Here is a 14,973-nt window from a genome sequence, read left to right as displayed (position 1 = left end):
CCCGATTGCGTCTTCAGCGCCTGCCCATCTCCGCGAGAAACGAGGCATGGGTTGGCATGGACCGCACCGTTCGGCTGATCGAATCATGCACACCCATCAAATGCCGCCGCACGAGGTTGGGGTCCACCAGGTCGAGATAAGGGTCGAGACGCTGAGGCACCACGCTGAGCCCGAGCAGGATCGAGGCCCAGGATGGCTCCTCGAAACCTTCGGGCTCCAGGATGGCCACGCGGCCCGTCTGCCGGAACAGCGTGATCTGATGCGCCAGATCATCCGGGATGCTCATGTTTGAGCAGTAGCGCCAGAACTCGCTGTCGTCGCGTTCACCGAGCTTGTAGTGCAGGATGATGAAGTCGCGGACCGATTCGTAGCGGTAGGCCATCTGGCGGTTGAATTCGGCAGCCAGAGCAGGCTGAAAGCTTCGATCCGGCAGCAGGGCGGTTAGCCGGCTGACGCCGTCCATGATCAACTGGATGCTGGTGGACTCCAGCGGCTCCAGGAAGCCGGAGGACAGGCCGATGGCCACGACGTTCTTCACCCAAGCCTGTTTGCGGCGACCCGTCGTGAAACGCTGCTGACGCGGTTGGTCGAGCGGCTCGCCGTCCAGGCTGCCGAGAAGCACGTTGGCCGCCGCGTCGTCATCAAGGTAGCTGCTGCAATACACAAGACCGTTGCCAGTGCGGTGCTGCAGGGGAATTCGCCATTGCCAGCCGGCGGACTGTGCCGTCGACGTGGTGTAGGGCGTCATCGGATCCATGCGCTTGCAGGGAACGGCCAGCGCCCGGTCGCAGGGCAGCCAGTGGCTCCAGTCCTCGTAGGGCGAGTTCATGGCACCGTCGATCAGAAGCGCGCGAAAGCCGGAGCAGTCGATGAAGAGATCACCTTCGATGCGGCGGCCGTCGCTCAGATGCAAAGCGTCGACGAAGCCGTTTTCAGGCGAGGTCTCCACCCGCACGATGGTGCCCTCAATGCGCTGCGCGCCATGGCCCAGCGCGTATTCGCGCAGATAGGCGCCATACAACGAGGCATCGAAGTGGTAGGCGTAGTTGAAGGCGTTGGCGGGCGACTGCTCACCCGGCTGCGGTGTCGTGAATCGCATGCCTGCAGCCATCATCGTGGCGGTCGACCACTCCTCGTAGGAGGGCAGGGTGGGCTCTTGAGCGCGCATGCGCAGCCAGTAGGCCCACAGCGGTCGGTTGTGGATGGCCGGACCGAAGTCACCAAAGCCATGGAAGAAGCGGTTGCCGAGGCGGCCCCAGTGGCGGAATTCGATACCGAGCTTGAAGCTTGCCTGCGTCTTGCGGACGAAATCGTCTTCGCCAATGCCCAACATCTGGTTGTAGAACCTGATGGTAGGCAACGTGGCCTCGCCGACACCGACTGTGCCGATCTCGGACGATTCGATCAGGGTGACTTGGCAGTGCTGGCCGGCCTCTGCCTGTCCACACAGCATGCGTGCGAGGGGCGCGGCCGTGATCCAGCCGGCGGTACCGCCTCCAACGATCACGATCTTGCGCAGGTTGCCGTTTCGCAAAAAAGAGACTCCATTTGTGTTGATTTGGTCAGACCACCTCGTTTGCCCTAGGTGGAGCGTGATTGAGGGTTAAATTACATTAGAGCACGTACCCTCTGTCACATGCACTTCCTGCAATCGGCGGTGCTGCACCGATAGCTGCTGCGCGGGGCGCCACCGTGGCGCTGACGAGGGTCGCCGGTCTTACCGATTCAATCGGTCAGGCGATTAATGAATTTATCGATAAATACGCAAAAGCTAGGAGACCAATGTGAAACAGGATCGCGGTGGGCACGGGTTCAAATTGACGTTGTTGGCGACATGCATGTCGCTTGCGGCATGCGGCGGAGGCGGCGGGGGCACCGGCGGGCTCATTCAGAGCATCAGCTTTGACTATCCAGGCGGCGGCACCTTGAAAGCGGGCCCCGTAAAGCTCAAGGCGACGGCATCTTCGGGCCTGCCCGTGGCCTTCAAGGCGGGGACTCCGGAGGTCTGCACCGTCTCTGGCGACGAAGTCACCCTCGTGAAAGTGGGCGAGTGCCTTGTCTACGCGAATCAGCCGGGGGGTAAATCAGCAGATGGCAGGCAGTGGGCGGCTGCCGACGAGACCGCTCAGGTGTTCAATGTGCTGAAGCATCCCCAGGCTGTGACTTTGCCGGCCTATGTGGTCAGTGCGCAGACGACATCCGCTCAACTCCCTGCGACTGCTGACTCCGGTCTGCCCATGACGTACACAACCAGTACGCCGCAGACCTGCGCCATCACTGGCACCACCCTGCAACTGAAGCAAAAGGGAGCGTGCCTCGTAGAGGCCACCCAGCCGGGAGACGCGGACTATTCAGCGCTGAAGACGCAGAGCTACGTTGCCGTGGATCCGCTGATCGTGGCGGATGGCTTTACGCCGGAATCTGCGGGCAAGGGCTCGTCGACGTCCATGCGCACCAAGCAAGGTGGCGCTGTCGCGGCCATTCCCTGGCAAAACACCATGGGCTGGCAATCGTGCGATTCGAGCAACGGCGACTGGTGCTATCGGACGGTCTCCGCCGATGGCTCGGGCATGACGTCTGCGCTCCACGTTCCCGAATCGAAGTTGTCGGGGTGGTGGACCGGCGAAAACAAGATCGACATTTTCACGCCCGGGATCACGGGCTTGAATTGGGGTGGCGACACCACGGGCGGGCTTCAGGTAACTACCGAAACGGTGTTGGGATTCACGCTGGGCGTGAATCTTGAGCTGTACCTGGCCGGAAAACCCGTGCTCGTGGGTATTGATCTGGGCAAGAGCAACGGCGGCGGCTGCAATGTCCAGCTCCGTGCTCAGCTCTGGCCCATGGCGGCTGGATTGCAAAGTTATTTCATCGGCCTCAGTGATTTTGCGGTTACTGATGACTGCGGGCTTGGCGTTGCGAAGATATCCGAAGGCGATGTCCGCAACGTACCGACGCCATGGGGTGGCGATGACAAGTTGGCAGCGTATCGAGCGGCATTGGACAAACCTGCCTACGCCGCCGCGCGGGCATCGGCGACCACCCTTCTCAAATCGTCCGGCATTGTCCGAACGCATTTCTGGGTGCTGGATCCCAATTGGGACAAGAGGGCAAACGGTTTTGCGGTCACCGACGTGACGATCAAGGGGCCCATATTGATCCAGTAACCCTGCCAGCGTCCTGCGAGGCGTGATTGTTCTGCTTAACAAGGCGACTCACTTCGGTCGCGATGGCGGTTGCCGGCTTGAAGCATGTGCGGCAACTCGCCTCCAGCAGACGCTCACACGACTTTTGACGCCAAGGCATGTGTTGCCAAAACCAGCGGTAGCGCCGACATCAGGCTGCTCCGCCAGAGATATCTAAGGAAAACGGAGACTTCCATGAAAAACCAGTTCCGAACCACCGCAATCTATCGCGGCGTGGTCCAGTTGGCCCTCCTGGGTGCGGGTGGGGCCGCTTTTGCGCAGGCGACTGCACCTGCTGCGCCCGCCGCGCCCGCAACGCTCGACACCGTGGTCATCACCGGCCAGCGCAGGGCGCTGCAGACCGCGCAGGAAATCAAGCGCAACGCAGACGAAATCGTAGATTCCGTTGTCGCCGATGAAGCTGGCAAACTGCCAGACCGGTCGATCACCGAGGTGCTGCAGCGCGTGGTCGGCGTGACGGTTCAACGCCAGCGGACGATCAACAACGATGCGTCGCATTTCTCGGAAGAGGGCTCCGGCATTCGCATTCGCGGCCTGGGTTGGGGTTTGTCCAACCTTAATGGCCGGGAAATTTTCTCGGCGGGCTGGCCGGGCAAGGATCTGAGCTGGGGGGCGGTGACCCCCGAGCTGATGGTCGGCGTGGATACCTACAAGAACCCATCGGCCGAGCAGATTGAAGGCGCAGTCAGCGGTATTGTGAACCTGCGCACCGGCCTGCCTTTTGATTACGGCAGCGGCACCACGCGCCGCGTCTCGTTTGGCAGCAGCTATATTGAAAGCACCGGCAAGTTCTCGCCGCAGGTTTCGGGGCTGTATGCCACCTCATGGGACAACGACTTTGGGCGCTGGGGCGTGGTTGTCGATCTGGCCAGAAACCAGTCAACCTACGAGTCGGAGTCGCTGAGTCTCAATCCCTACTATCCACGCACGGACATCGTTCCGAATAAGACCGTCTACATTCCCGGAGGCGCCTCCTGGGGGGTCAATGTGGGCGATTCCAAGCGCAACGGCTTCTACGGCGCGCTGCAGTGGAAGAAGAACGACAAGCAGTCGTCCGTGAGCTATTTCCTGTCCAAGGGCCTGGACCGGGATACCGGCTCGAACATGTATACGGGCTATGACGGCAACCTCGCGACGAGTATCTACCATGTGAAGGTGGACAACGCGGTGGTCGACGAAAACGGCGCCGTGGTATCGGGCCACTACAGCTATCCATTCCGCACGGGAACCAATCCGGACGGCTCGGTCGACTACAACTTCGCCGGCAAGGGCGCCAACAACTTCGTCGATGGCGGCATCCCCATGGGTACCAGTCGGTCGTTCAACGAGCACCATTCGCAGACGGGTGAGCTGGCTTGGAACTTCAAATGGGCCGTCAACGATCGCCTGGGTATCCAGACCGACCTGCAGTGGGTGAATTCAAAGTTCGAGACCAATGGTCACGAAGTGCAGTTGGCCACCTTCATGCCCAGCATGGATATCGCCGTCCATGGCGGCGATCCGGTGCAATTCAGTTACGACCAGAAAACCCAGGACTTCCTGGCCAATTCGGCCAATTACTACTGGAACCTGATTCAACCCACGCGGCTGAAGGGCGACTCTAACCTGTATGCCGCGAAGCTGGACGTGAAGTTCAAGTTTGATGACCCGGTGCTACGCGACGTCCGCGTGGGCTGGCGCAGCAGTTATCGCAATTCGTACCGTGAGCAGGCGACGTTCCTGACGGATCCCAGCAGCGGCGGCTGGCAGTCGATTGCCGAGCCTTGGAACGTCGGGCAAACGCACACGCCTGGTCAGGTGCCCAAGCCCTCTGACCAGGCGACCTGGCAACGGGGCGGCAATTTTGCTTATCTGAGTGATCCTAAGTATCAATACCCGACGGAGGTGTTCAGCTTCGCCAATATCAATAATGGCAAGTTTGGCAACTTGCCTAGCGTGGTGTTCCCGACCTACGACCTGATGAGGGATTATCCGAACGCCTACAACAAGCTGATGACAGACGTGCGGCTGCAGCAATGTCTGGACGGCGTGAAGAACGGGCTTGGAAATTCAGACCCTGTCCAGGCGACCAAGGACTGCAACACCAATTACGGCAAGCCCTTCGACGGCACGCTGGTCTATGGCCAAAGCCTGAACGGCAACCGGATTGGCAAGGCCAATCTGACGACGCATGCCATCTATACCAATCTGCGCTTCGGCTTCGACGAGTGGAAGATTCCGGTGGAAGGCAATATCGGTGTCCGTGCCGCTTATGTTTCAGCCGTCTCCCACGGCAACATCAATTTCGATCCTTCCTACAGCACAACCACGCCGCCTGATGTCCCGGTGTTCGACAAGTTCACCCAGCCGCTGGATGTGGCAGCCAGCCACGTCGACTGGCTTCCTTCCCTCAACCTGAAGGCCAGTTTCACCGACCGCCTGCAAGGGCGCATCGCAATGGCGCGGAGCATCTACAGGCCAGACTTCAGGCAGATGCAGGAGTCGATCACCCTTGAACAAAAGATCGACACCACCAACCACCAGGTCACCTACACGGGTAAAAACTCCGGCAACGCCAAGCTGAAGCCCCTGACGGCTGACAGCTTCGACGTGACGCTGGAGTGGTATCCGAAAGACGGCCAGTCGCTCACTGGCGGGGTCTTCTACAAGAAGGTGAAGGACCTCGTCTATGACTCTGCTTACACGCGCACGTTCAACACTGCGGCTGGCACGCCGCAGATCTTCACGATCAGCGGCCCCGCCAACATGGCCAAGGCCGAGGCTGCCGGTTTTGAAATCTCAGCCTCAAGCTACCTTGACCACTTTGATTTCCTGAAGGACAAGCTGCCCGATTGGGTGAAGGGTTTTGGCGTGTCGGCCAACTACAGCTACGTTGACAGCGCCCAGCACTTCTACCGTGATGCCCAATTGGCGTATTGCCCCGCCGAGTCGTCTATCACCAACTCGGCAATGAAGTCCTACGGCTGCGACACGAATGGCCAGCCCTACAGCAAGCTGCCGATGGAGGGTGTGACTAAGCACGCCGCCAACTTTGCGCTGCGCTACGACAGGGGCCGTTTCTCGGCGCGTCTGGCGTACAACTGGAACAGTCGCGTGATGCTGGGCATCTACACCGGCGGCAACGGCAGCAGTTCCGACCCGGCGCGTGTGGGCAAGACCGACACGTGGTTCGGCATTCCGAAGTGGCAGGAAGCCTACGGACAGTGGGACGGCGGCCTGAGCTACAGCTTCACCGACAAGTTCGGCATGGGGCTCAGTGTTTCCAACCTCAACAAGGTGATGGTGCGCGAGACCCTGCAGCAGGCCTCTGGTGAGATGGGCACGCGCTGGAGGTTTCCGGGCCGCAGCTACTACCTCAGCGGCAACTACTCGTTCTGATTGCGCTGGGGCCCAGGCCCCGGCTCATTGAGGCCGGATGCAAGGGCGTGCCCTCGCATCCGGCCGCTTTGCCATCAGGAGAGCGAATCTGCTCCTGTTCAAGAACTCTTCTCACAAGGGCGCCGCCGCCTCTTCTCATTGCATGCAAATCCGCTTTCCATCCACGCTCGGTCTGCTGATGCTGGCCGTATGCGCCAACGCCACGCCCGCGCAGCCTTCAGCGGCCACGCCCACGATCACCATTGCGGCCGACCGCGTCAAGGCCCGCATCAACCCCGACTTGTACGGTCTGATGACCGAGGAGATCAACTTCGCCTACGAGGGCGGCCTCTACGGTGAGCTGATCCGCAACCGCAGCTTCAAGGGCGAGGCCGGCTATGCCTACCAGGCGGAGGAGCCGGTGTACTGGAGCCCCATCGGCGCGGCGCAGATCGAGCTCGACAAGAAGCAGAAACTCAACGATGCGCTGGACCTGAGCCTGGCGCTGACGATCAAGAGCGCCACGGCGCAGCAGCCCGCCGGCCTGCGCAACCCGGGCTACTGGGGTATCGCCGTCAAGCCCGACACCACCTACAAGGTCTCGTTCTATGCCAAGGCCGAAGGCGATGTCGGCCCGCTCACTGTTTCGCTGGCCAAGGCCAGCGGCGCGGCCATCGTGTCAGGCAGCGTGCAGGGCGTCGGCGCCGTTTGGAAGAAGTTCGAGTTGACGCTGCGCACCGATGACGGGGTGGCGGTGTCCAGGGACAACGTCTTCACTCTCACGGCGGCGCGGCCCGGCAAGCTGTGGCTGCAGCAGGTGTCGATGTTCGGGCCGACCTACAAGAACCGCCCCAACGGCCTGCGCCCCGACCTGATGGAGATGATGGGCGCGCTGCGCCCCAAGTTCCTGCGTTTCCCCGGCGGCAACTACGTCGAGGGCGACACCATCGCCCAGCGTTTCGAGTGGAAGAAGACCATCGGCGACCCGGCCCAGCGCCCCGGCCACCGCAGCCCCTGGAACTATTGGTCCACCGATGGCATGGGCATGCTGGAGTTCCTGCTGTGGTGCGAGGACCTGCAGATGGAGCCGCTGCTCAACATCTTCGCCGGCTATGCACTGGGCGGCGAACGCCTGTCTTCAGCCGAGGACCTCGCGCCCTATGTGCAGGAGGCACTGGACCAAATCGAATACATCATTGGTGACGCCAACACCACCTGGGGCGCGCAGCGCGCCAAGGACGGTCACCCGGACCCATTCCCGCTGCGCTACGTCGAGATTGGCAACGAAGACTTCTTTGACAAGTCGGGCTCCTACGACAAGCGCTTTGCCATCTTCCACAAGGCCATCAGGGCCAAGTACCCGCAGCTGCAGCTGATCTCGACGATGGCCCCGAGCGCTACACCCTCGCAGCGGCCCGACATGGTGGACGAGCACACCTATGCCTGGGGCGAGGCGCAGATGTACGAGCACCTGAACGACTACGACAAGCGGCCGCGCAGCGAGTCCAAGGTCTTCGTGGGCGAATGGGCTACGCACCAGGGCTGGCCCATGCCCACGATGAAGGCCGCCGTGGCCGACGCCGCCTACCTCACCAGCCTGGAGCGCAATGCCGACGTGGTGGCGATGGCGGCCTATGCGCCGCTGCTGGCCAACCTCAGCCAGGTGACCGGCCACAGCCGTGAACGCTCGCTGCAGTGGGCCACCAACATGATCGGCTACGACGCACTGCGGGCTTATGGCACGCCCACCTACTACGTGCAAAAGCTGTTCTCCGAGCACCGCGGCGACGTGGTGCTGGAATCGACGGGCAGCGCCATTCCGCAATGGACGACGACGGACAACAAGAGCTTCCCGTCGTTGCACTGGGTCGTCACACGCAAGGATGCCGCAGGCAAGGGCGGCCGCATCCAGATCAAATTCGCCAGCCGCGCCGCAACCGAGCAGCCCGTGCGGGTACTGCTCAGCGGCGTTGGCAAGGTGGCGCACAGCGGCACGCTGACCGTGCTCAGTTCGGCCGATCCCGATGCCGGCAATTCGCTGGACGAACCCACGCGCGTCGTCCCCAAGGCCAGCGAGTTCAAGGGCATCTCGCGCGACTTCGTGATCACCTTGCCGGCGTACTCGGTGGCCGTGCTCGAGTTCGATGCGCAGTGACGTCTCGCCGTGATGCCCACCCCCGTTGACGATCCGGAGCATTCCCATGTCGCAAAAGTTTGACCGCATCGTCGTCGTGGGCGGCGGCAGCGCCGGCTGGATGACGGCCACGGCCCTGGCCACCGGGCTGAAGGGGCGCGCCGGCGTGGAGGTGGTCGAGTCGGAGGACATCGGCATCATCGGCGTCGGCGAAGCCACCTTCCCCTCCATCCGCGACTACAACCGGCGCGTGGGCATCGACGAGGCCGAGTTCCTTCGCGCCACCCAAGGCACCTACAAGCTGGGCATCCGCTTCTGCGATTGGCTGGCGCAGGGGCACGACTACTTCCACACCTTCGGGCATTTCGGCAACCTGTTCGGGTCGCAGACGCTCTGGCCCCAGCACCGGCGCCTGGAAAAGGGCCTGCCGCTGGGCGTGCAGTGTTTGCCGACGGTGATGGCGATGAAGGGCCGCTTTGTGTTGCCCCAGGAGCAGGCGCATTTCAAGTACGCCTATCACTTCGATGCCATCCAGTACGGCGCCTTCCTGCGCAAGCTGGCCATGCAGCGCGGCGCGCGGCACACGCAGGGGCGCATCGTCGAGGTGCTGCGCCGCCCCGATGGCGGGGTGGCCGCATTGCAGCTGGACGACGGCCGCCGCATCGAGGGCGATCTGTTCGTTGACTGCTCGGGTTTTCGCTCGCTGCTGCTGGGCGGTGCGCTGGGTGAGCCCTTCGTCGACTTCAGCCACTGGTTGCCGGTGGATCGTGCCTGGGCCTGCCCCTGCGAGCGCACCGGCGAGGAACTCACCCCCTACACCCAGGCCACGGCGCTGGAGGCGGGCTGGGCCTGGCGCATCCCATTGCAGAACCGCACCGGCCATGGCCACGTCTTTTCCAGCCGCTTCATCGACGAGGACCGCGCGCGCGAGCAACTGCTGGCCCGGCTAGACGGCAAGCCGCTGGTCGAGCCGCGGCTGCTGCGCTTCACCACGGGACACCGCGAGCGCTTCTGGGTGCACAACGTCGTGGCCATCGGCCTGTCAGCGGGCTTCCTGGAGCCGCTGGAGTCGACCAGCATCTACCTCATCCAGGATGGCATCGACCGGCTGATGACGGCACTCATGGCCGGCAGGCCTTTGCACGAGGACGAGCTGGCCCTTGTCAACGACGGCTCCGCGCGCCGCTTCTCGCGCATCCGCGATTTCATCATCCTGCACTACTGTCTGACCCGCCGCCGCGACAGCGAACTGTGGCGCCATGTGGCGACGATGGAGCTGCCCGAGACGCTGGCCTACAAGCTGGCGCTGTGGCGCGAGTGCGGCGTGCTGCACATGCAGGACGAAGAGAGCTTCGACGCGACCAGCTGGCTGGCCATTCATGCCGGCATGGACCACTGGCCGGAACGCGACGACCCGGTGTTCGCCGAGGTCCCAGCCGAGCGCGCGGCGCTTGTGCTGAGCCGTCGCCGCGCCGCCATCGCCGCCTCGGTGGAGCGCATGCCCCAGCACCATCGCATGCTGAAGCAGGTGCTGGGTTGATCCGTGTTCATGCACTGAAGGATGTCTGCCATGTCGCAGAAGTTTGATCGCATCGTCGTCGTGGGCGGCGGCAGCGCCGGCTGGATGACGGCGGCGGCCCTGGTCACCGGGTTGAAGGGACGTGCCATCGTGGAGGTCGTCGAGTCCGAAGAGATCGGCATCGTCGGTGTCGGCGAAGCGACCTTTCCCTCTATCCGCGATTACAACCAGCTCATCGGCATCGACGAACGCGATTTCCTGCGGGCAACGAACGGCGCCTACAAGCTGGGCGCACGTTTCCGCGATTGGCTGGAGCCTGGCAAGGACTACTTCCACACCTTCGGCGAGTTCGGCAATCTGACCGGGGCGCAGACCTTGTGGGCCCAGCACCGCCGCATGGGGCAGACGGAGCCTCTGGGCCTGCAGTGCCTGCCGACGGTGATGGCGATGAATGGCCGCTTTGGCCTGCAGGAAGACGGGCGCGAGGAATTCAAATACGCCTACCACTTCGATGCCATCCAGTACGGCGCCCTCCTGCGCAAGCTGGCCATGCAGCGCGGCGCACGGCACACGCAGGGGCGGATTGTCGAGGTGCTGCGCCGCCCCGATGGCGGCGTGGCCGCCTTGCAGTTGGACGACGGCCGCCGCATCGAGGGCGATCTATTCGTCGACTGCTCGGGCTTTCGCTCGCTGCTGCTGGGCGGTGCGCTGAGCGAGCCCTTCGTCGACTTCAGCCACTGGTTGCCCGTGGACCGCGCCTGGGCCTGCCCCTGCGAGCGCACCGGCGAGGAACTCACGCCCTACACGCAAGCCACGGCGCTGGAGGGGGGCTGGGCCTGGCGCATCCCATTGCAGAACCGTACCGGCCATGGCCATGTCTTTTCCAGCCGCTTCATCGACGAGGACCGCGCGCGCGAGCAACTGCTGGCCCGGCTGGACGGCAAGCCGCTGGTCGAGCCGCGGCTGCTGCGCTTCACCACCGGCCACCACGAGCGCTTCTGGGTGCACAACGTCGTGGCCATCGGCCTGTCGGCGGGCTTCCTGGAGCCGCTGGAGTCCACCAGCATTTTTCTCATCCAGGACGGCATCTTTCGGCTGATGTCATCGCTGACGGCCGGGCGCCCGCTCGACGCGTCGGACCCCGCACGGTTCAACGAACTCGTCATGCGGCGCTTCACGCGAGTGCGCGACTTCATCATCCTGCATTACCACCTGACCCGGCGCCGTGACAGTGAACTGTGGCGCTACGTGGCGGCCATGGAACTGCCTGAGACGCTGACCTTCAGGATGGACCTGTGGCGCCGCTTCGGCGTGCTGCACGAGTACGACGAAGACCCCTTCTACGCACCCAGCTGGCTGGCCATCTATGCCGGCATGGACTACTGGCCCGAGCGGCACGATCCGGTGTGCGAAGAGATCCCGGGCGAGCGCGCAGGGCGAGCGCTGCGCAGCCGCCAGCAGGCGATCGCCGCCTCGGTGGAGCGCATGCCGCTGCACCATCTCACCCTGCAAAAGATGCTGGGATGAGGCCAGGCTGACGCGGCATTCATGCCGCGTCAGCGTTCAGCGCGTGCGCGCCATTCTGACCTTGAGCATGATGGGCTCTGGCGTCAGGTTCAGGCCGTGGTCCACCTGGTCGCCGTTCCAGACGCGCTCCATCTGCCAGCGGCCCTTGTCGTCGAAACTGCCTTCCTCGGCGCGCAGCATGAAGCCGCTCACGCCGGGGCCTGGCTCGATGCGAACGCGGGTGCGCTGGCCGACGATAAGGAACTCGTCATCGGCGATCTGCGCAATGGCGACGCCGCCGCCGGGCTGCTCTGTGCCGGCCGGACGCTTCTCGTTGCTGTCCATAGCGATCTCGCCGAACTGCCATTGGCGGTAGTTGAGCTTGGCGACCCAGCCGCCCGGTAGTTCCAGCGTCTGCGGCTTACGGTCGTCTCCCTCGGCAGCGCCGCGCGTGCGGCCCTCGAAGGCCCACTGCGCCCACTGGCGCTGCACCGGCTGGAAGGCGCCGAAGACGCGTGCGAAGGGCTCGGCCATGCCCTTGTCGGTGCGCGGTGAGCCAAGCGGGTAGTTGCTGTAGTTGAAGTAGTCCAGGCCGAAGGGCGCTACCCCGAGAGCACCGCGACCCAGGGCGGCGTAGATCCAGCGCGCATAGCCCTCGGCATTGCCGATCTCGGGAATCCACAGCGCGTTGTCCTTGCGCTGGAAGAGTCGCAGATTGGCCAGGATCGCCTCGGACCCCGAGGTGTAGATGTCGGGTGCGACGATGTCGATGGCGGGCGCGGCGGCCTTGTAGATGTCGATGACGTCCCAACCCGGTCCGCCGCTGGCGAAGTTGTTCTTCCAGGGTTTGGGTGGTTGTTCCAGCGCGTCGCGCAGCGCGTTGTTGACGTACATCGGCAGGTCGTACACGGCGCGCCCGGCTTTGGCGATGTCGCCGATGTAGCGGGCCTTGGCCCAGGCATGGAAGTACTCGTCGGCATAGTCGCCGTAGACCTCACGCCAGGTGCCTGACGTAGCGACTGAAGCGGCCGCTACCGGCTTCTGGCGGGCGAGCACGGCGGCCGGCACGGGCTGCTCGAAGGCGGCCTGCGCGACGGGAGAGAAGTCGCGCACCAGGCCATAGGTGCCAACCTCGTTCTCGACCTGCACCATCAGCACGGTGTGCTTGTCAGCGTCGATCTTCTTCAGGTGCGTCATCAGCGCAACGAAGGCGCGCTTGTCGGCCCTGAGCGTCTCCTCGCCGAAGGGGCTGAGGCAGTAGCTCGGCTTGCCATCGCGGTCCAGCATGGCCGGGAAGCGCTTCGGGTTGAGCTTCACCCAGGCGGGCGTGTAGGCGGCGCTGGTGTTCTTCCAGGTTGCGAACCACAGCAGCACGAGATGCTGCTTGTTCTGACGCGCCTCCTTGACGAGGGTGTCGACGAAGCTGAAGTCGAAGTGGCCTTCCTCAGGCTCGACTTGCTCCCAGGCCACGGGCATCAGCACTGTGTTGGTGTGTGCGTCCTTGGCCGCGTTCCACACCTTGCTGAGGGCGCGGGGGTAGTTGCTGGAGTTGTGCGCTTGGGCGCCGAGCATGAGGAAGGGCTTACCGTCCACCAGCAAGGCATGGTGCCCGTCACGCTGAACCAGACGAGGAAGCTCGGCAGCGCCGGCTGGCAGGGCCAGCATGGCGGCGAGCAGAGAAGCGACGAGGACAGTCTTTTTCATCATGGTCTGTTTTGGAGCGGGGCGGGCGCTCAAAGTGACATCGCCCTGACAGGCGATGCGACGAGCGGCGGCGTGGTCACGACGGTTTTCGGTTCGCCTGGGCGGCAATGACCGCCCGCGAAACTGGTATTCAACTCCGTGGGCTCTTCAAATCCGAGCTGCTGGCAGGAGGCCGCGACGCCGCGAATGAAATCGGTCAGATGCGGGCTGATGCAAGTCATCGAGATGGCTCCGGTTTGCGAGGTTCAACCACAGAAGCGATTGACCAGGTTCTCGAAGACCTCCTGGCGGCCGGACACGGGGGCCACGTCGGTGTTGGCAATGAGCACCTGCTCAGCCAGGTCGTTGAGCGAGCGTCGGCCGTTGAGGATGTCCTGGCCGGCAGCCGCGTCCCAGCCGGCGTAGCGGCTGTCCACGGCGGCTTTCAGCCGTCCGTCGTTGATCATCTTCTCGGCGATCAGCAGCGCCTGCGCGCACACGTCCATGCCGCCGATGTGGCCGTGGNATGAGCACCTGCTCAGCCAGGTCGTTGAGCGAGCGTCGGCCGTTGAGGATGTCCTGGCCGGCAGCCGCGTCCCAGCCGGCGTAGCGGCTGTCCACGGCAGCCTTCAGCCGCCCGTCGTTGACCATCTTCTCGGCGATCAGCAGCGCCTGCGCGCACACGTCCATGCCGCCGATGTGACCGTGGAACAGGTCCTCGGCGTCAATGGACTGGCGGCGCACCTTGGCGTCGAAATTCAACCCGCCCGAGCCCAGGCCGCCGGCCTGGATGACGTGGTACAGAGCGATCGCCGTCTCCGGCACGTTGTTGGGGAACTGGTCGGTGTCCCAGCCCAGCTGCGGATCACCCCGGTTCATGTCCAGGCTGCCCAGGATGCCCAGGGCGCCGGCCGTGGCGATCTCATGCTCGAAGCTGTGGCCCGACAGCGTGGCGTGGTTGGCCTCGATGTTGACCTTGACTTCCTTCTCCAGGCCGTAGCGCACCAGGAAGCCGTAGACGGTGGCGGTGTCGAAGTCGTACTGGTGCTTGGACGGCTCGCGCGGCTTGGGCTCGATGAGGATGGCGCCCTTGAAGCCGATCTTGTGCTTGTACTCCACCACCATGTTCAGGAAGCGGCCGAGCTGGTCCAGCTCCTGGCCCAGGCGCGTGTTCAACAGCGTCTCNGCCCTTGAAGCCGATCTTGTGCTTGTACTCCACCACCATGTTCAGGAAGCGGCCGAGCTGGTCCAGCTCCTGGCCCAGGCGCGTGTTCAACAGCGTCTCATAGCCCTCGCGGCCGCCCCACAGCACATAGTTCTCGCCGCCGAGCTTCTTGGTGGCGTCCATCGCGTCGCGCACCTGCAGCGCGGCCATGGCGAACAGCTCGGGGTTGGGGTTGCTGGCCGCACCGCTCATGAAGCGGCGGTGGCTGAACAGATTGGCCGTGCCCCACAGCAGCTTCAAGCCCGTGGCCTGCTGCTTCTCGCCGAGCACGTCGACCATGCGCAGGAAGTTCTCGTGGCTCTCGCGCGGCGTGGCGCCTTCCGGGGCGACGTCGCGGTCATGG

General features: G+C 63.7%; 8 protein-coding genes and 2 pseudogenes. 5 read left to right on the top strand and 5 right to left on the bottom strand.

What is annotated here, in order from left to right; all coding sequences use genetic code 11:
* Positions 1-13: 13 nt before the first annotated feature.
* The gene (locus ASC95_RS20275) at positions 14-1,534 is read right to left on the bottom strand and encodes a tryptophan halogenase family protein (protein ID WP_057299538.1); all 1,521 of its coding nucleotides are present in this window, start codon (positions 1,532-1,534) and stop codon (positions 14-16) included.
* A gap of 250 nt (positions 1,535-1,784) precedes the next feature.
* Here ASC95_RS20275 and ASC95_RS20270 point away from each other — a divergent pair, with 250 nt between their 5' ends.
* The 5 genes from ASC95_RS20270 (at position 1,785) to ASC95_RS20250 (ending at position 11,743) form a co-directional block, all read left to right on the top strand.
* Positions 1,785-3,167, top strand: coding sequence for a hypothetical protein (locus ASC95_RS20270; protein WP_057299537.1), 1,383 nt, complete (start codon positions 1,785-1,787; stop codon positions 3,165-3,167).
* Positions 3,168-3,380: 213 nt separating this feature from the next.
* Positions 3,381-6,584 (top strand): TonB-dependent receptor, encoded by a 3,204-nt coding sequence (locus ASC95_RS20265; protein ID WP_057299536.1) that lies wholly within the window; start codon positions 3,381-3,383, stop codon positions 6,582-6,584.
* A gap of 142 nt (positions 6,585-6,726) precedes the next feature.
* Positions 6,727-8,718 (top strand): alpha-L-arabinofuranosidase C-terminal domain-containing protein, encoded by a 1,992-nt coding sequence (locus ASC95_RS20260; RefSeq protein ID WP_057299535.1) that lies wholly within the window; start codon positions 6,727-6,729, stop codon positions 8,716-8,718.
* Between the two features lie 46 nt (positions 8,719-8,764).
* Entirely contained in the window at positions 8,765-10,237 is a 1,473-nt protein-coding gene (locus ASC95_RS20255) for a tryptophan halogenase family protein (RefSeq protein ID WP_057299534.1), read from the top strand.
* A 30-nt stretch (positions 10,238-10,267) separates the two neighbouring features.
* Positions 10,268-11,743 (top strand): tryptophan halogenase family protein, encoded by a 1,476-nt coding sequence (locus tag ASC95_RS20250; RefSeq protein ID WP_057299533.1) that lies wholly within the window; start codon positions 10,268-10,270, stop codon positions 11,741-11,743.
* 36 nt (positions 11,744-11,779) lie between these two features.
* Here the strand turns inward: ASC95_RS20250 and ASC95_RS20245 are convergent, their stop codons facing one another.
* The 4 genes and pseudogenes from ASC95_RS20245 to ASC95_RS32030 all read right to left on the bottom strand — a co-directional run.
* The gene (locus ASC95_RS20245; RefSeq protein WP_057299532.1) at positions 11,780-13,426 is read right to left on the bottom strand and encodes a DUF5597 domain-containing protein; all 1,647 of its coding nucleotides are present in this window, start codon (positions 13,424-13,426) and stop codon (positions 11,780-11,782) included.
* A 29-nt stretch (positions 13,427-13,455) separates the two neighbouring features.
* Entirely contained in the window at positions 13,456-13,647 is a 192-nt protein-coding gene (locus tag ASC95_RS30865; RefSeq protein WP_157256429.1) for a hypothetical protein, read from the bottom strand.
* A gap of 284 nt (positions 13,648-13,931) precedes the next feature.
* Positions 13,932-14,590, bottom strand: a pseudogene (locus ASC95_RS31505) (xylose isomerase); the annotation flags it as partial.
* A gap of 1 nt (position 14,591) precedes the next feature.
* Positions 14,592-14,973, bottom strand: a pseudogene (locus ASC95_RS32030) (xylose isomerase); the annotation flags it as partial.

This window comes from Pelomonas sp. Root1217 (genome assembly GCF_001425705.1).
GTDB lineage: Bacteria > Pseudomonadota > Gammaproteobacteria > Burkholderiales > Burkholderiaceae_C > Pelomonas.
The sequence above is the reverse complement of the archived record's forward strand: the minus strand, read 5'-3'. Positions and strand labels throughout refer to the sequence as shown.